The organism is Nocardia sp. bgisy118 (assembly GCF_057708605.1).
This window is the reverse complement of the sequence record NZ_JBYISM010000002.1, coordinates 151,099-166,852: the sequence shown is the minus strand read 5'-3', so window position 1 is coordinate 166,852 and position 15,754 is coordinate 151,099. Positions and strand designations below refer to the sequence as shown.

Genomic DNA, 15,754 nt, shown 5'->3' with positions numbered 1-15,754 from the left:
CGCCATCCCCCGACTCGGTTGTACACTCGGCCGGATTCGTGACGGTGCGGTCAGGGCGAGAGGGAAATCCGCGATGGGATTGCTACACACCGCGCGGCGTTCGGCGCTCGCCGCCGCGCTCGCCGTCGGAGCCGTGCTGTCCGGAACGAGCGCGCCCGCCGCGGCGGCGACGCCGGGCTCGGTGATCTCGGTGACCGCGCAACCCGACGGCTGGCACGGCATGTCCGGCGGCTCGGTGGTCGACTACTGGATGACCGGATCCGACGGCGCCCCGCACCGCGCGAGCGGCGCGCTGTTCCTGCCCGAGGGCACACCGCCGCCCGACGGCTGGCCGATCCTCGCCTACGACCACGGCAGTAGCGGGCTCGGACCCGGCTGCGGCGGTATGTCGCAACCCGAGCGCGCGCCGTTCCCCGCCATGCAGGGCAGGCAGGACCAGCTGCTTCGACGTCTGGTTTCGCAGGGCTTCGCTGTCGTGGCGCCCGATTACCTCGGTCTCGGGCGCTTCGACACCGGGCCGCACCCGTACCTCGAACTGCGCACCGAGGCGACCGCCACCATCGATCTGGTGCAGGCCGCCCGCGCAGCGCACCCGGAGTTGTCGCGCACCTGGGCGGTGTTCGGCGCCTCGCAGGGCGGGCAGGCCGCGCTCGGTACCGCGCAGCTTCAGGCGACCTACGCGCCGGACCTCGATTTCCGCGGCACCATCGCGGTCGACCCGGAGTCCGACGTGGAGAAGGTGCTTCCGCTGGCGGGCCCGGTGATCCCGACGATGTCGGACACCGCGGCGCCGATGAGCTTCTTCGTCAGCATCCTGGCCGGCGTGCGGGCGGCGCGGCCCGAGGTGCACGTCGACCAGTACCTGACGCCGCTGGGCCGAACCGTGCTCGACGAGGTCGGTGGCCTGTGCCTGGACCGGATCATCGAGCGCGTCGCGGGTCTCGGCATCGGCCAGCTGCTGGCCAGGCCGCTGTCGTCCGAGCCGATCCGCGCCGCGTACACCGACTACCTGACCGTTCCGGTGCGCGGCTACGACGCCCCGATCCTGTTGCTGGTCAACGCGACCGACACCGTGGTGCCCTCCCCGCTGCACGCGGCCCTGATCGCTCAGTTCGCCGCCAACGACGTCGACTCCGAGACCGTCTTCGGTACGGGTCAACACACCCAGCTGAATCCCGCCATGTGGACCGCCGTCGAAGCCTTCCTCGCCCGCATCCGCGAGACGCCCGCCGAGCGCTGAGCCTGGCGCTGCCGGTTCGCACGGGGCGATTCGGTTCCGGCCGCGCACACCCAGCCCACGCCAACCCGCGCTTCCGCCCCTCGCGCTGTTGGTCTCCACAGACCCTGTGGTCGCGGCGAGGCAGGTGGTGGACCTGCGTAGTGCTGCCGGGTGGGCGGGGGTAGGGCGTCGGGTTGGTAGGTTCTTCGGGTGTCCGATGCCGATGTTTCCGCGAGGGGGAGTGCTGCGCTGCTGGGGCCCGCCGAGGTGCGGGTGCTCGCCGAGCAGTTCGGGGTGCGGCCGACCAAACAGCTGGGGCAGAACTTCGTGCACGACGCGAATACCGTGCGGCGGATCGTCGCGGCGGCGGGAGTCGGGCGCGCCGACACCGTGCTCGAGGTGGGGCCCGGACTCGGCTCGCTGACGCTCGCGCTGCTGGACGTGGTGGATTCGGTGATCGCGGTCGAGATCGATCCGGTGCTTGCCGAGCATCTGCCGGTCACGGTCGCCGACCGGGCTCCCGAACTGGCCGACCGGCTGCGGGTGGTGCACGCCGACGCGCTGCGGGTCGCCGCCGCCGACCTGCCCGCCGCCCCGACCGCACTGGTGGCGAACCTGCCGTACAACGTCGCGGTGCCGGTGCTGCTGCACCTGCTCGCCGAATTGCCCAGCATCACAACCTCTCTGGTGATGGTGCAGGCCGAGGTGGCCGACCGCCTCGCGGCCGAACCGGGCAGCCGGATCTACGGGGTGCCCAGCGTGAAGGCCGGGTTCTTCGGCAAGGTGAGCCGCGCGGGCGCGGTCGGCACCCAGGTGTTCTGGCCCGTGCCGCGAGTGGAATCGGGCCTGGTGCGCGTGCAGCGCTTCGCCGAGCCGCCCTGGCCGATGGACGACGAGCACCGCCGCCGCGTCTTCGAGGTGGTCGACGCGGCGTTCGCGCAACGCAGGAAGACCTTGCGCGCGGCGCTGTCCGGTTGGGCCGGATCGCCCGCCGAGGCCGAACGTCGATTGGTCGCCGCCGGAATCGATCCGACCGCGCGCGGAGAAACCCTGGATACTGCCGCCTTCGTCAGGCTGTCCGCGCAAAAGTAGCGACCGGCTTCCCGCGGCACTACGGCGGGGTGTGGCTTAGAGGGGCGCGGGAAACGCTGGTTACCGCGGCCATCGTCCGGCTCTCCGCGCAGAAGGAGCGATCGCCTTCGCAGCCGCACACGACCGGCGGGTCGTGGAATGCGCTGCTTCGGGCGATAGGCGGAGCGCGTCCCGAGGCGGTCAGCGGAAACGGCGCAGCCGCAGGCTGTTCGTGACGACGAAGACGCTGGACAGGGCCATCGCCGCCCCGGCGAGCATCGGGTTCAGCAGGCCCGCGGCGGCCAGCGGGATGGCCGCGACGTTGTAGCCGAAGGCCCAGAACAGGTTGCCCTGGATGGTGCGCAAGGTGGCGCGGGACAGGCGGATCGCGGTGGCGACGGCGCGTAGATCGTCGCGCACCAGCACGATATCGCCCGCTTCCGCCGCGACGTCCGTGCCGCCGCCCATGGCCAAGCCCAGGTCGGCGGCGGCCAGTGCGGGGGCGTCGTTCACGCCGTCGCCGACCATGGCGACCACTCGGCCTCGGTCCTGGAATTCGCGGACCACGCGCAGTTTGTCGTCGGGCAGCACCTCGGCGATGACCTCGTCGATGTCGACCCGGGCGGCGACCGAACGGGCAGTCGTCGCATTGTCACCGGTGAGCAGCACCGGCGTCAGCCCGAGGGCGCGCAGGTCGGCGACCGCCTCGGCGCTCGTCGGTTTCATCGCGTCGGCCAGCACCAGGACACCGCGCGCCATGCCGTCCCACGCGACGGCGATCGCGGTCGCGCCCTCGCGTTCGGCGTTCTCCTTCGCCGCGGCAAGGCGCTCGGGGAGGACGATGCCGCGTTCGGCCAGCAGTTCCGTGCGGCCGATCACCACGTCCCACCCGTCGACCACCCCGCACACGCCCATACCGCCATGACTCGTGAACCGCTGCACCGGTGCCAGCCGTAACCCGCGTTCACGCGCGCCCGCGACCACCGCGCGGGCAACGGGATGCTCGGAGCCGTGCTCCACTGCCGCCGCCGTAGCGAGCAATTCGTCGGCGGATGTTCGCACTTCACTGACGGGCGCGTGCGGTTCGTCGGCGCGCTCGTCCGTGATCACCTCGACCAACGCCATCCGCCCGGTCGTGACCGTCCCGGTCTTGTCCAGCACCACCGTGTCGATGCGCCGCGTCGACTCCAGCACCTGCGGGCCCTTGATCAGGATTCCCAGTTGCGCCCCGCGCCCGGTGCCGACGAGCAGCGCGGTGGGCGTTGCCAGGCCGAGCGCACACGGGCACGCGATGATCAGCACCGCGACCGCGGCGCCGCACGCCACCGCCGTCGGCGCGCCGGTGATCAGCCAATAGACCAGCGTCAGGCCCGCGATCACGAAGACGATCGGTACGAACACCCCCGCCACGCGGTCGGCGAGCCGCTGCACCGGCGCCTTTCCGTTCTGCGCCTCCTCGACCAGCGCCGCCATCTGGGCCAGCTGGGTATCGGAGCCCACCCGGGTGGCGCGCACGGTGAGCAGGCCGCCGGTGTTCACGGTCGCGCCGATCACCGTGTCGCCGGGGCCGACGTCCACCGGCAGCGACTCTCCGGTCAGCAGGCTCTGATCGACGGCCGAATCGCCCTCCACCACAACGCCATCGGTGGCGATCTTCGCGCCGGGCCGTATCAGGAACCGGTCGCCGACGCGCAGTGCATCGATGGGCACGAGCACCTCGGTGTCGCCGCGCAGCACCGAGACCTCCTTGGCGCCGAGTTCGATCAGGGCGCGCAACGCGGAACCGGCGCGGTCCTTGGCCCGCGTCTCGGCGTAGCGACCGGCCAGGATGAACACGATCACGCCTGCGGCCACCTCGAAGTACACATTGGACGCGGCGTCGGCGCGGGCGATGCCGAGGCTGAACGAGTGCTTCATACCGGCCATCCCGGCGTGCCCGAAGAACAGCGCGTACACCGACCAGCCGAACGCGGCGAGGGTGCCGACCGAGATCAGCGTGTCCATCGTCGCGGTGCCGTGCCCGGCGTTGATCAGGGCGGCGCGATGGAATTCGTACCCGCCCCAGCACACCACGGGCGCGGCCAGGGTCAGCGAAAGCCATTGCCAGTTCTCGAATTGCAGCGCGGGGATCATCGCCATGGCGATCACCGGAACGGCCAGCGCCAGGCTGACGAGCAGGCGGTGGCGCAGTGTGGCGAGTGCCGCGTCGTGGGACTCGTCGGCTTCGGTCGAGGGCGGCTCGGGCAGGTGCGCGGTGTAGCCCGCGTTTTCGATCGTGGTGATCAGCTGTTCCGCTGAAACAGACTGTGGATAGCGAATTTTTGCCTTCGCTGTCGCGAAATTCACGGTGGCTGTGACGCCGTCGAGCCTGCTCAGTTTCTTTTCGATGCGCGCGGCGCAGGACGCGCAGGTCATGCCGCCGATCTCGAGTTCGAGAGCGGCATGGCCCGCGGTCGCGGTCATCGGTGTTCGCCACCCGGATGATGTCCGGCGCCGGATGTGGATGGCGCTGTGGAGAGCGGCGCGAATTCGAGGGTGAATTCGGCGGTGTGCACCGAACCACCGTGCGCGAATTCGAAATACAGCCGATAGGGGCCCGGCACGGGCGGCTCGACGTGGAACGCCGCCTCCGGGCCGGGGCTCGTCCGGCCGACCTCGCCCTGCGGATGCGCGTGCAGGTAGGCGAGGGACGGCGCGTGCAGGCCGACCAGGTGCGCGTAGGCGCCGAGGTACGGCTCGAGATCGGTGACGGGCCTGCCGTCGCGGGTCACGGTGAACCGCAGGTCGCCCGAGTCGCGCTGCAACCGGACCTGGTAGCCGTCCACCGAAGCGGTCTCGGCGGCGGGCGGCAGCGGCCGCGCGGCCGCGTCCCCGGTGACCGTGACGGTGCGGCTCAGCACAAGCCCGGCCCCGTCGCCCAGCTCCGGCGCGAAGTCGGCGAACACCCGGTACGTCCCCGGTGTGGCCCAAGTCCATTCGACCGACCAGGTGCCGTCGGCCGCCATCGTCGGATGCGCGTGCCGAAACTCGGCGCCGTCCGACCGGGCGACCACGAGATGCAGTGGCTTCTCGTGCCGGACGGCGAACCGGGTGACCGGCGCGCCGTCGGGACCGGTGATGCGGAAGAGCAGGGGACCGGCGCGGTTCGGCGACGCGGGGGCGCTCAGGTCGGCGAGGGTGTAGCCGGATTCGGAGTCCGACAACCCGGTCGACCGGTACGACCCGTCGAGGACGACGCCGCTGTGCTCGACGCCCCGGTCGGACGGATCGCCCACCAGGGCGCCGATTCCGAGCGCGGCGCCGAGCAACACGACGAGCCCGCCACCGAACGCGGCGAACCGCAGCCGATCCCGCATCAGACGGCGACCTCGTACCCCGCCTCGTCGACCGCGGCGGCCACATCGGCATCGGCCAGCGGCGCGGCGCTGTCCACGCGCACCGCCCCGGTCGCGAGGTCGACGTCGACGCTGGTGACGCCATCGATCTTGCCGATCTCCGTCTTGACCGAGCCGGCGCAGTGCCCGCAGGTCATTCCCTTGACGGTGTAAGTGGTGGTGGCCATCTCCAACTCCTTCGCTCGCTGCAATCATACGGTGCCGGGGTATCTCCGACGAAGGAGAACATACCCCCTGTGGGTATGTGTCCGCAAGTGATTCGGCCCGGCTCGTTCAGTCGGCAGGCCACGCCAGCATCGCCAGCTCGGCCACCCGCTCCAGCTCGTCCTGGCTCGCTCCGTCCCGCGCCGCCTGCGACATCCCTTGCAGGACCGTCGCCACGAAGCGCGCCAGGGTCGCGGCGTCGGTGTCGGCGGGCAGCTCGCCCGTGTCGATGTCGGCCTGAATGCGCGCGGCGAACGTGGCGACGTTGCGATTGCGTAGTCCGCGAAGGAATTCGGCGACCTCCGCGTTCGTGGTGTTGACGGCCGCGCTGATCACCAGGCATCCCGCGGGCCTGCCGGGTGCGGTGTATTCGGCGGCCGCCTCGCGCAGGATCCGGCGGGTCATCGCGGTCGCCGTCGGCTCCTCGGCGATGGCGCGGGCGGTGAAGCCGCCGTAGTTGTCGCCGTAGTTCGCCACGGCCTCGGCGAAGAGCTTCGCTTTGTCGCCGAACGCCGCGTACAGGCTCGGTGGGCCGATGCCGAGTTCCTTGGTCAGGTCTCCGATCGAGGTGGCCTCGTAGCCGTGTTCCCAGAACAGGCGCAGCGCCTTGTCCAGCGCCGCTTCTCGGTCGAAGGAACGAGGTCGGCCCCGGGTCGCTGTGCTCATGACCTCGATTTTATAGCGATCACTAGATAATCTGCTACTGTCCCATTCTGTAGTGATCGCTAGAGAAAGGAGCCCGGTCATGGGCGCACTGACGGGTAAGACGGCACTGGTGACCGGCGGCAGCCGCGGCATCGGGCGCGCCGTCGCGGAACGACTGGGACGCGACGGCGCGCGAGTCGCCGTGCACTACAACGGAAACGAGCAGGCCGCGAAGGACACCGTCGCCGCGATCGAAGCGGCGGGCGGCGCCGCCTTCGCGCTCCGCGCCGAACTCGGCGTGCCAGGCGACGCGGCCGCGCTGTGGGCGGCCTTCGACGCGCACGCCGACGGCCTGGACATCCTGGTGAACAACGCGGGCACCGACGGCATCCGCGAGCCGATCGGCGGCACCGACGAGGCGGCCTTCGACCGGGTCTTCGCGATCAACACCAAGGCGCCGTTCTTCGTGACCAAACTCGGGCTGGACCGGCTCCGCGACGGCGGGCGCGTCGTCAACGTCTCCACCGGACTGACTCACGGGCTCGGCATGCCCGAGCTGATCGCGTACACGATGACGAAGGCGGCGATCGACTCGTTCACCGCGGTGCTTGCCAAAGAGGTCGGGGCCCGCGGCATCACGGTGAACGCGGTCGCCCCCGGCGTGATCGACACCGACATGAACGCCGGGTGGCTGCGCAATCCCGAGGCCGAGGCGGCGGTCGCGGCGTTCTCGCCGCTGCGCCGGGTGGCGCAGCCCGCCGAGGTCGCCGATATCGTCGGCTTCCTCGCTTCCGCGGACGCCCGCTGGGTGACCGGTCAGTGGATCGACGCGACCGGCGGTGCGCTGTTGTGACCAAACGGATCACGGCGGGTGAATGACGGATATCGAGCCCGGCAGTTGTCGGACCCACCCACTAGGCTTGAACACCGTGCTGTCAGTAGTGCCCAGCCCCGTCATTGTGCGCGCGCCGTCGAAGGTGAATCTCCACCTCGGCGTCGGCGACCTGCGCGCGGACGGGTACCACGACCTGACCACGGTGTTCCAGGCGCTCTCGCTCAGCGACGATCTCGAACTCGCGCCCTCGTCGGCGCTGACCGTCCGGGTGACCGGCGAGGGCGCGGCCGAGGTGCCCACCGACCGCAACAATCTGGTGTGGAAGGCCGCCGTGCGCCTCGCGCACCTCGCGGGCAGGGCCCCGCTGGTGGAAATCACCATCAGCAAGGGCATTCCGGTCGCGGGCGGCATGGCGGGCGGCAGCGCCGACGCGGCCGCCGCGCTGGTCGGCCTGAACGAGCTCTGGGACATCGGCCTTTCCCGCGACGAATTGGCCTCGGTCGCCGCCGAACTCGGCAGCGACGTCCCGTTCGCGCTGCACGGCGGCACCGCGCTCGGCACCGGCCGCGGCGAACGGCTGCTTCCCGTCTTGTCCCGCAACACCTTTCACTGGGTGCTCGCGCTGGCCAAGGGCGGGCTGTCGACGCCGTCGGTCTTCGCCGAGCTGGACCGGCTGCGCGAACTGGGCGAACCACCGCGGCTCGGCGAACCCCAGCAGCTGATGCAGGCGCTGGCCTCCGGCGATCCGGACCAGCTCGCTCCGCTGCTCGGCAACGACCTCCAGGCGGCCGCGGTCTCGCTGAAGCCGGAGCTGCGGCGCACGCTGCGCGCCGGCGTCGGCGCGGGCGCGCTCGCGGGCCTGGTCTCCGGCTCCGGGCCCACCTGCGCCTTCCTCTGCGAGAGCGAGGACGCCGCCGTCGCGGTGGCCGCGGAACTCGCGGGCGCGGGCGTCGCCCGCAGCATCCGCACCGCGAGCGGGCCGGTGCCGGGCGCGCGGATCATCGACACGGACACGTCGGCCAAGCGCTGATCCCGCCGCGCATCGACCGCGCGCGGGCGCGCTTGGCCGGGTGAGTAGGCTCGTACGGTCGGCAAATCACCCGGAGAGGCGGGCTAGCAGCGTTCATGTCCAACCTGATCAACCTGGAGCAGGTCTCCAAGAGCTTCGGGATCAAGCCCCTCCTGGACAACGTCTCGCTCGGCGTGCACGCGGGGGAACGCATCGGCGTCGTCGGCCTCAACGGCGGCGGCAAGACCACACTGCTCGAGGTGCTCACCGGCATCGAGGAACCGGACAGCGGCCGGGTGAGCAGGCTCGGCGGGCTGCGGATTGCCGTGGTCACGCAGCGCGGCACGCTGCCCGAGGGCGCCGCCGTCGGTGAGGTGGTGCTGGCCGGCCTCGCGGACGATCAGATGACCGACGGCGTCGCCGAACACGAATGGGCCGCGAACCCGCGGATCCGGACCGTCCTCGACGGCATCGGCATCCAGGGTCTCGGCATGGAAACCCCGGTCGCCAACCTGTCCGGCGGTGAGCGCCGCCGCGTCGCGCTGGCCGCCGCGCTGGTGCGCGAGCTCGACCTGCTCGTGCTGGACGAGCCGACCAACCACCTCGATGTCGAGGGCGTGCAGTGGCTGGCCGCGCACCTGCTGAGCCGCCGCTCCGCCCTGGTGGTCGTCACTCACGACCGCTGGTTCCTCGACACCGTCGCCACCAACACCTGGGAGGTCGTCGGCGGCAAGGTCGAAAGCTACGAAGGCGGTTACGGCGACTGGATCTTCGCGCGCGCCGAACGAGCGAGGCAGGCCGACGCGAGCGAGGCGCGGCGGCGCAATCTGGCCCGCAAGGAGCTGGCCTGGCTGCGGCGCGGTCCGCAGGCGCGCACCTCCAAACCGCGCTACCGGGTGGAGGCCGCCGAGGCGCTGATCGCCGACGTGCCGCCGCCGCGCGACAGCGTCTCGCTGGCCGCGTTCGCCCGAAAGCGCCTGGGGCGGGTCGTCATCGAGCTCGAGGACACCACACTCGCCACGCCGGACGGCCGCGAGCTCGTGCGCGACCTGACCTGGCGGCTCGCGCCGGGAGAGCGAGTCGGCCTGGTCGGCGTCAACGGCTCGGGCAAGACCACCCTGCTGCGCGCGCTGGCCGGTGACGCCGCGCCCGCCGCGGGCAAGCGCATCCAGGGCCAGACCGTGCAGATCGGCTGGCTGCGGCAGGAACTCGACGATCTGCCGACCGATATGCGCGTGCTCGAGGCGGTGCAGCAGGTCGCGCAGCGAATCATGCTGGGCGACAAGGAGATCTCGGCAGGTCAGCTGGCCGAGCGGCTCGGTTTCACCCCGGCCCGCCAGCGCACGCCGGTCGGCGATCTGTCCGGCGGTGAGCGGCGCAGGCTGCAGCTCACCCGCATCCTGATGGCCGAGCCCAACGTGCTGCTGCTCGACGAGCCGACCAACGACCTGGACATCGACACCCTGCAGCAGCTGGAGGATCTGCTCGACAACTGGGCGGGCACCCTGGTGGTCATCAGCCACGATCGCTACCTGATCGAGCGCATCTGCGACTCCAATTGGGCGCTGTTCGGCGACGGGAAACTCACCAACCTGCCCGGCGGCATCGAGGAATACCTGAACAAGCGGGCCGCGCTGAGCGCACCCGCGCCCGCCCGCGCCTCTGCCGACAAGCCCGCCGCCACGGCCACCGATTCCGCCGCCTACCGGGCAGCCCGCAAGGAACTCACCCGGCTGGAGCGCGCCATCGACAAGCTGTCCGAACGCGAGGAGCGCCTGCACGCCGCCCTCGCCGACGCCGCCACCGAACCGGACAAGCTCGTCACCCTCGGCGCCGAACTCAAACAGGTACTCGCCGAGAAGGAAACCGCCGAAGAACGCTGGCTCGAACTCGCCGACGGCGTCTGAGGACCCGTGGCGGGCCACCCGTTCGCAGCCCGTCGACGCGGTCCCGCATACCGTCCGCACGCTTCACACAAGCCACGCCTGCGTGAAGCGTGCGTGTGGTGTGTGGCAACCCAGCTCGCGCGCGAAGGCACGGCGGGGTCCGCTCAGCTGGACTCGGCGCGGCCTTCGGTCACCACCGGTAGGCACGTCTGCACGAAGTCCGCGCCGAAGGTCGTGAGCACGATGCTGCGGTAGTGCACCTTGGTGCCGAATCCGGAGCGCTTCAACAGCTCTCGCACCGGCGACTGCGCTTCCAGCAGCTGGTAGCGGTTCGGATTGTCGACCGGTTCCTTGGCGAACTCGATCAGCCCGAGTCTGCGCAGGTTGGTGAGGTACTGGGGCACCCGGTTCGGGAAGCGCAGCCCGGCCTGTTCGCCGATCAGCGTGAGCCCGGACAGGTAGCGCTCCGCACCGAGCGCCCTCGGCCGTCCGACGCGGATGTCGATCGAGGGCTGTGGGCCGTCCACGTGCAGGAAGCGCAGGATGCGCGCCTCGTCGGGTGTCAGCTCCGCGAGCATTCCGGCGAAGGCCGGGTGGATTTCGGACGCCTCGGCGTGCGTGCTCGCCGAGAGGCGCAGCAGCGCGGCGCCCTGTTCGCGCAGGGTGGGCACGGCCGGATCGGTGCGCTCGGGCGTCGCGGCGGGCAGACCGAGCGCCCGGCGCACGGCGTCGCGGACCTCGGCTTCGGCCTCGGCGAGCACTTCGCGCGGCGGCACGCCCGCGATGCTGCCCTTCACCACGGTCCCGGTGACGCCGAGCGCGGTGTCGACGGTCCACGCGGTGACTTCGGAGGCGGCCGTGAAGGCGACCTTGGCCACCCCGCTCGCGGCGCGTACAGTCTCGCGCGGCGACGGCACGCGGCGTTTGGCGGGCGGCTTCGCCGCCGGTTCGATATCGGAGAGCGGCCACCGGGCGAGCTCCGTCGACGGCGCGACGGGTGCGGAATGCTCGGCGGCCTGGATATCGTCGCCGACCGCGTCGGCGTCCGATCCCGCGTTGTTCTCGCCCGAGCCCGTCATAGCCATGTCGTCGCCACTCCCGTTCCGAAGATCAGAATGTGAGCGTATCCGGCGAAGAGGCCCAGCGCGCCGCCATGGACGAAAAGCAACCATTCATCCTGTTTGATGGCCGAGCGCAGCATTTCCACGAAGTCGGGCGGCTGTAGGGCGGACATCTGTTTGGCGATGTAATCGTTGATCTGCTTGCCCTGCTGGACATTGAAGTCCGGATCGGCGAACGCGATCGGCGCGATGGACATCGCCTCGGTGGTCAGCGTCGCCTGCAGCGAGTCGTATTCGCGGCTGCCGAGCATGAATTTCACCGCGGGGCGCGCGGGACCGAGCGCGCGGTCGGCGGCCGGGCGGAGGGTGTCCTCCAGCATCTGCATGGTGCGATCCGAGCGCGGACCGTTGAGCAGTTCGTCGCCGATGTTGGCGACCGTCATCACCTGACTCGACACCAGTTCGGCGTAGCCGTCGGTGATCTCGGACTGGCGCTTGATCAGCAGACCCTGCCGCCACGGGCACCACCACTTCGGGTAGGCCGGGGCGAAGATCATGTTGATGCCGATCCAGTTGACCACCCACCCGATGATCACACCGCCGATCGGCAGCACCACCCACGTCGACCATCCGGTGACGTGCAGGATGAGCACGAGCAGCGCACCCATCGGCGCGCCGAAGTAGAAACCGAAGTTCTGCATGAACCGCAGCTCTTTGGCGCCGAGCACCTGGAACAGCGTGTTGAGCAGCTGCGGTCGCGCCTGGAAGTAGCGGATCACCATTTGCTTGACGTCGATCAGCTGATCGATGTTGGCGCCGAGTTCCTCGGTCAGCTCGCGCAGGATCTCGGGCAGCTGCTGGCGCACCCGCGCGTGCACCATCTCGCGCACTTGACCGGGCAGGTTGTACCAGAGCTGCGGGTGCTCGCGGCGCAGGATTTCTTCGACGATGTCGGTGATCTGCGCGTCGGCGATGCTGGCCAGATGCTCGGCCAGCTTGTCGGGTTCCAGTTCGCGATAGAAGTCGGAGACGCTACCGAGCTTGGCGAGCCCTTTGTCGACGGCGATGCTGGCCATTTTGTCGGCACGTGAGGGAACGATGCCCTGCCAGCCCATTCTGCCGTCGTAACTGAGCAGCGGCAGCACCTGGATTCGCTTGGGCAGGAAAGGATAGAGCGCCCGCAGGCCGGGCACCCGGACGCCGTGAAAGGCGATGGGCTGGAACAGCATGAGCACGCCGGTCCAGTTGGTGATGTAGCCGATCACTCCTGTGAAAAGCGGAATGGTCAAAAGCTCGAGGAGGATCGTGGGGTGAACTCCGAAAACACTCTCTAACAACGACACCCTCCTGCCGAAAAACCGGTGATCGCCGCCTCACCGGCACCCCAAACTAGCACCCTGTCGGCAGCTGGACCCTATTGTGAGTTGCGGCGCTTCGTCCACAACCCGCAGAGACAGATCAGAGAGTAGTGTCTGAGACATCAGTCACAGTATCTGTCTCGAATGCCGCATTGTCTCGGTCGGGACGAGAGAATGACGTCCGCCACATCCTTATTCGCGAATGAAACATGCTGGGGTGCTGGCGATCGGGTCCGACGGGTGGGTCGGCCGGGACGCGCGAACAGTTGGGGTTCGCTGTGCCTGGAAGACGGTCGGGCAATAATCTGTGGGCGGATTCGTTCACTTGGCGACACTTCGGAGTAGCACGTGGCAGACGACAGGACCGGACAGGACGTGACCCGGGCCGGTTCCCGCGCGGTAGAGCGCAGCTCGGATGTCGAACAACGGCAGATCAGCAACGAGGCGAGGCTGATCCGCGGGGTGTTCCGGGCCGCGGGGCTGGCCGCGGGTACAGCCGTGCGCGGCGGGCAGTGGGCGGTGAACACCTCGTACGAGGTGACCAAGGAGATCGCTCAGGCCGCGCTGGACGGCGAATCCTCGGCGGAGATCGCCGAGCGGACCGGCAACGCGCTGCGCTCGATCGCGCGCAGTGCGCTCGGCGTGACCGAGGGCTCGGTGCGCGAAATCGTCAGTTACGTACCGACTCCCACCGGCGCGGCCCAGCAGGCCATCGCGATGGGCTCGTACCTGCGCTCGGCCACCACCGAGGAGCTGCGCCGGCGCGGCGACGCGCTGCTGGCGCGGTCGGCCGACGTCTACTTCACCGAGGACGTGCACCCGGCCTACGACCGCATCCTCGACGAGATCGCCCCCGACGAGGCGCGCATCCTGCGCTTCATGTCGCTGAACGGTCCGCAGCCCGCGGTGGACGTGCGGACCAACCGTCCGCTCGGCATCGGATCCGAACTCGTCCAGGGCGACCTGACCTCGGTGCCGGAGCAGGCGGGCGTGCGCTACCCGGACCGCGCCCGGTCCTACCTGATCAACCTCAACCGGCTCGGCCTCACGCTGACCTCCGAGGATCCGGTGGTCCTCAGCCGCTACATGGTGCTCGAGGTGCAGCCGGTGGTGGAGGCCGCGCTGAAGAAGGCGGGGCGCGCGCCGAAGATCGTGCGCAAGAGTCTGCGGCTGACCGAATTCGGCGAGGATTTCTGCCGCACCTGCTTTACCATCGGTAGTTGATCTTCCCGGGCTCCGGTCCGGCGTTGATAGCAATCTGATACAGATCTCCCAAACCGTGAAGCTCGGCGGCTTCGGATGGGATTGTTGAGGTATGGATCAGGGAAGCGGCGAGCAGGGGCGCGGCGACTCGACCGTGGAAGCGGCCGAGGATACCGCCGAGCGTGCGGAAGAGACCGCCGAACGCGCGGGCTCCGAACCGCGCAACGGCGCTGCGCCGGAGGAAGCTGCTCAGCCGGAGGCCGCTGCCCAGTCGGAGGAAGCCGACATCCGGGATCCCCGAGCTGTCGTCCAGCCGCCCGCCGACCGGCCGGGTATGGACGACGTCGCGGCCATCAGCCGCCTCAAGTTCCGCTACCTGCGCGCACTGGACACCAAGTCCTGGGAAGAATTCGCCGACACCATGATTCCCGAGGCCACCGCGACCTACAGCGAGTACCTGCAGTTCGAATCGCGTGACGCCTTCCTCGCCTTCATGCGCAACACGCTCGGTCCGCACGTCATCACCGAGCACCGCTGCGATCACCCCGAGATCGACGTGGAAGGCGACACGGCAACGGGCACTTGGTATCTTGCCGACACCGTGCTCATCCCGGCGCACAACATGCTGCTGCGCGGCGCGGCCTTCTACACCGACCGCTACGCGCGCTGCGAGGACGGCCAGTGGCGGATCGCGCACACCGGATACGAGCGCACCTACGAGGTGGTGCTCTCGCTCAGCGACCTGCCGAGCCTGCGCTTGACCTCCAGCCGCTGGGGTCTGATCGCCAGGGAGGACGGCATCGCGCCGGTCGAGCGCGAACCGGGAGCCGCGCCGGTGCACCAGGAGCCCGAGGCCGAATGACCGTGGAGCCGGCGCGGGTGACCGAACCGGAGTTCGAACGCATGGTCGCCCCGCTGCGCGCGGAACTGCATGTGCACTGCTATCGGATGCTGGGTTCGGTGCACGATGCCGACGACGCGGTGCAGGAATCGCTGGTGCGAGCCTGGCGCAACCTCGACAAACTGACCGATCGCGCCGGACTGCGGCCCTGGCTCTACCGGATCGCGACCAACCGCTGCCTGACCCTGCTCGAGACCCGCCGCCGCCGCGAACTGCCGGTGGACCTGAGCCCCGGCGCGCCGCTGACCGATATCGCCTGGCTGGAGCCCTATCCCGACGCCGAGGTGCGCGGCACGGCCCCGGAGGCCGGATACGAGGCGCGCGAGGCGGTGGAGCTGGCGTTCGTCGCCGCGCTGCAATATCTGCCCGGATTGCAGCGCGCCGCGTTGGTGCTGCGTGACGTGCTCGGTTTCTCGGCCCGCGAGACCGCGGAACTGCTGGAGATCAGCGTGGCCTCGGCCAACAGCGCGTTGCAGCGCGGGCGCGCCGGGGTCGAGTCACGGCTGCCCGCGCGATCCCAGCGCGCGTCGCGCAGCATGGCCGACGCCGAGATCCGCGATCTGGCGAGGCAGTACGCGGACGCGTGGGAGGCGGGCGACGTGTCGGCGATAGTCGCCTTGCTCAGCGCGGACGCGAAGTACTCGATGCCGCCGCTGCCCGAGTGGTACGCCGGTCGGTCCGCCATCCGCGAGTTCCTGCTCGACGGTCCGCTGCGCTATCGCTGGCGCTTCCTGCTCGCCTCGGCCAACGGTCAGCCCGCCTTCGGCACCTACCTCTGGGACGAGGAGCGCGAAGTCTTCGCCGCGATGGCGTTGGACGTGGTCGCGATGCGCGACGGGCGCATCGCCGAGGTGGTCTCGTTCCTGGATCCCGGACTCTTCCCGGCCTTCGGCCTGCCCGCGGAACTGCCCGCCTGACAGCTGCCCGCCCGAAAGATCCGTCGCACCGATGAGTTCGGCGCGCGGCG

General features: G+C 70.0%; 14 protein-coding genes. 8 read left to right on the top strand and 6 right to left on the bottom strand.

Annotation, left to right across the window (positions count from 1 at the left end; translation table 11 throughout):
* Nucleotides 1–73 precede the first annotated feature (73 nt).
* A complete protein-coding gene (locus tag AC3EO7_RS03025; RefSeq protein ID WP_431964881.1) occupies nt 74–1,240 on the top strand; it encodes an alpha/beta fold hydrolase in 1,167 nt (388 codons plus the stop codon).
* Between the two features lie 189 nt (nt 1,241–1,429).
* A complete protein-coding gene (gene rsmA / locus AC3EO7_RS03020) occupies nt 1,430–2,311 on the top strand; it encodes a 16S rRNA (adenine(1518)-N(6)/adenine(1519)-N(6))-dimethyltransferase RsmA (RefSeq protein WP_435590392.1) in 882 nt (293 codons plus the stop codon).
* Nucleotides 2,312–2,491: 180 nt separating this feature from the next.
* On the opposite strand, the gene AC3EO7_RS03015 is transcribed toward rsmA, so the two are convergent.
* The 4 genes from AC3EO7_RS03015 to AC3EO7_RS03000 all read right to left on the bottom strand — a co-directional run bounded on the left by AC3EO7_RS03015 (nt 2,492) and on the right by AC3EO7_RS03000 (nt 6,555).
* Nucleotides 2,492–4,753, bottom strand: a complete 2,262-nt coding sequence (locus tag AC3EO7_RS03015) for a heavy metal translocating P-type ATPase (RefSeq protein ID WP_435590391.1) — start codon at nt 4,751–4,753, stop codon at nt 2,492–2,494.
* Complete coding sequence (locus AC3EO7_RS03010) at nt 4,750–5,646, bottom strand: hypothetical protein (protein WP_435590390.1); 897 nt, start codon at nt 5,644–5,646, stop codon at nt 4,750–4,752. Before AC3EO7_RS03010 ends, AC3EO7_RS03015 begins: the two co-directional genes overlap by 4 nt.
* Nucleotides 5,646–5,852, bottom strand: coding sequence for a heavy-metal-associated domain-containing protein (locus AC3EO7_RS03005; protein WP_435590389.1), 207 nt, complete (start codon nt 5,850–5,852; stop codon nt 5,646–5,648). The genes AC3EO7_RS03010 and AC3EO7_RS03005 overlap by 1 nt, the downstream gene beginning before the upstream one ends.
* Nucleotides 5,853–5,958: 106 nt before the next feature.
* Nucleotides 5,959–6,555 (bottom strand): TetR/AcrR family transcriptional regulator, encoded by a 597-nt coding sequence (locus tag AC3EO7_RS03000; RefSeq protein ID WP_435590388.1) that lies wholly within the window; start codon nt 6,553–6,555, stop codon nt 5,959–5,961.
* Between the two features lie 79 nt (nt 6,556–6,634).
* Between AC3EO7_RS03000 and AC3EO7_RS02995 the strand changes: the two genes are divergently transcribed.
* The 3 genes from AC3EO7_RS02995 to AC3EO7_RS02985 all read left to right on the top strand — a co-directional run bounded on the left by AC3EO7_RS02995 (nt 6,635) and on the right by AC3EO7_RS02985 (nt 10,285).
* Entirely contained in the window at nt 6,635–7,387 is a 753-nt protein-coding gene (locus AC3EO7_RS02995; protein ID WP_431964869.1) for an SDR family oxidoreductase, read from the top strand.
* A gap of 76 nt (nt 7,388–7,463) precedes the next feature.
* Complete coding sequence (locus AC3EO7_RS02990) at nt 7,464–8,399, top strand: 4-(cytidine 5'-diphospho)-2-C-methyl-D-erythritol kinase (protein ID WP_435590387.1); 936 nt, start codon at nt 7,464–7,466, stop codon at nt 8,397–8,399.
* Between the two features lie 95 nt (nt 8,400–8,494).
* Nucleotides 8,495–10,285 (top strand): ABC-F family ATP-binding cassette domain-containing protein, encoded by a 1,791-nt coding sequence (locus tag AC3EO7_RS02985; RefSeq protein ID WP_435590386.1) that lies wholly within the window; start codon nt 8,495–8,497, stop codon nt 10,283–10,285.
* A 143-nt stretch (nt 10,286–10,428) separates the two neighbouring features.
* Here the strand turns inward: AC3EO7_RS02985 and AC3EO7_RS02980 are convergent, their stop codons facing one another.
* Both AC3EO7_RS02980 and AC3EO7_RS02975 read right to left on the bottom strand, forming a co-directional pair.
* Nucleotides 10,429–11,349: an Abi-alpha family protein gene (locus AC3EO7_RS02980; protein ID WP_431964863.1), complete on the bottom strand. Its 921-nt coding sequence runs from the start codon at nt 11,347–11,349 to the stop codon at nt 10,429–10,431.
* Nucleotides 11,340–12,614: a DUF445 domain-containing protein gene (locus AC3EO7_RS02975; RefSeq protein WP_435590385.1), complete on the bottom strand. Its 1,275-nt coding sequence runs from the start codon at nt 12,612–12,614 to the stop codon at nt 11,340–11,342. The genes AC3EO7_RS02980 and AC3EO7_RS02975 overlap by 10 nt, the downstream gene beginning before the upstream one ends.
* 417 nt (nt 12,615–13,031) lie before the next feature.
* On the opposite strand from AC3EO7_RS02975, the gene AC3EO7_RS02970 reads away from it, so the two are divergent.
* The 3 genes from AC3EO7_RS02970 (at nt 13,032) to AC3EO7_RS02960 (ending at nt 15,704) form a co-directional block, all read left to right on the top strand.
* A complete protein-coding gene (locus AC3EO7_RS02970) occupies nt 13,032–13,907 on the top strand; it encodes an Abi-alpha family protein (protein ID WP_431964859.1) in 876 nt (291 codons plus the stop codon).
* 313 nt (nt 13,908–14,220) lie between these two features.
* Nucleotides 14,221–14,748 carry a nuclear transport factor 2 family protein gene (locus AC3EO7_RS02965; RefSeq protein WP_431965383.1) on the top strand — a complete coding sequence of 176 codons (528 nt, stop codon included), beginning with the start codon at nt 14,221–14,223 and terminating at the stop codon, nt 14,746–14,748.
* Nucleotides 14,745–15,704 (top strand): sigma-70 family RNA polymerase sigma factor, encoded by a 960-nt coding sequence (locus tag AC3EO7_RS02960; protein WP_431964857.1) that lies wholly within the window; start codon nt 14,745–14,747, stop codon nt 15,702–15,704. The genes AC3EO7_RS02965 and AC3EO7_RS02960 overlap by 4 nt, the downstream gene beginning before the upstream one ends.
* The last annotated feature ends 50 nt before the right edge of the window (nt 15,705–15,754 follow it).

Excerpts from the sequence above, each read along its gene's own strand:
- AC3EO7_RS03005 (WP_435590389.1), bottom strand. The coding sequence starts at position 5,852 with ATGGCCACCACCACTTACACCGTCAAGGGAATGACCTGCGGGCACTGC.
- AC3EO7_RS02995 (WP_431964869.1), top strand. The coding sequence starts at position 6,635 with ATGGGCGCACTGACGGGTAAGACGGCACTGGTGACCGGCGGCAGCCGC.
- AC3EO7_RS02965 (WP_431965383.1), top strand. The coding sequence starts at position 14,221 with ATGGACGACGTCGCGGCCATCAGCCGCCTCAAGTTCCGCTACCTGCGC.
- AC3EO7_RS03000 (WP_435590388.1), bottom strand. The coding sequence starts at position 6,555 with ATGAGCACAGCGACCCGGGGCCGACCTCGTTCCTTCGACCGAGAAGCG.
- AC3EO7_RS02960 (WP_431964857.1), top strand. The coding sequence starts at position 14,745 with ATGACCGTGGAGCCGGCGCGGGTGACCGAACCGGAGTTCGAACGCATG.
- AC3EO7_RS02985 (WP_435590386.1), top strand. The coding sequence starts at position 8,495 with ATGTCCAACCTGATCAACCTGGAGCAGGTCTCCAAGAGCTTCGGGATC.
- AC3EO7_RS03010 (WP_435590390.1), bottom strand. The coding sequence starts at position 5,646 with ATGCGGGATCGGCTGCGGTTCGCCGCGTTCGGTGGCGGGCTCGTCGTG.
- AC3EO7_RS03015 (WP_435590391.1), bottom strand. The coding sequence starts at position 4,753 with ATGACCGCGACCGCGGGCCATGCCGCTCTCGAACTCGAGATCGGCGGC.
- AC3EO7_RS03025 (WP_431964881.1), top strand. The coding sequence starts at position 74 with ATGGGATTGCTACACACCGCGCGGCGTTCGGCGCTCGCCGCCGCGCTC.
- AC3EO7_RS02980 (WP_431964863.1), bottom strand. The coding sequence starts at position 11,349 with ATGGCTATGACGGGCTCGGGCGAGAACAACGCGGGATCGGACGCCGAC.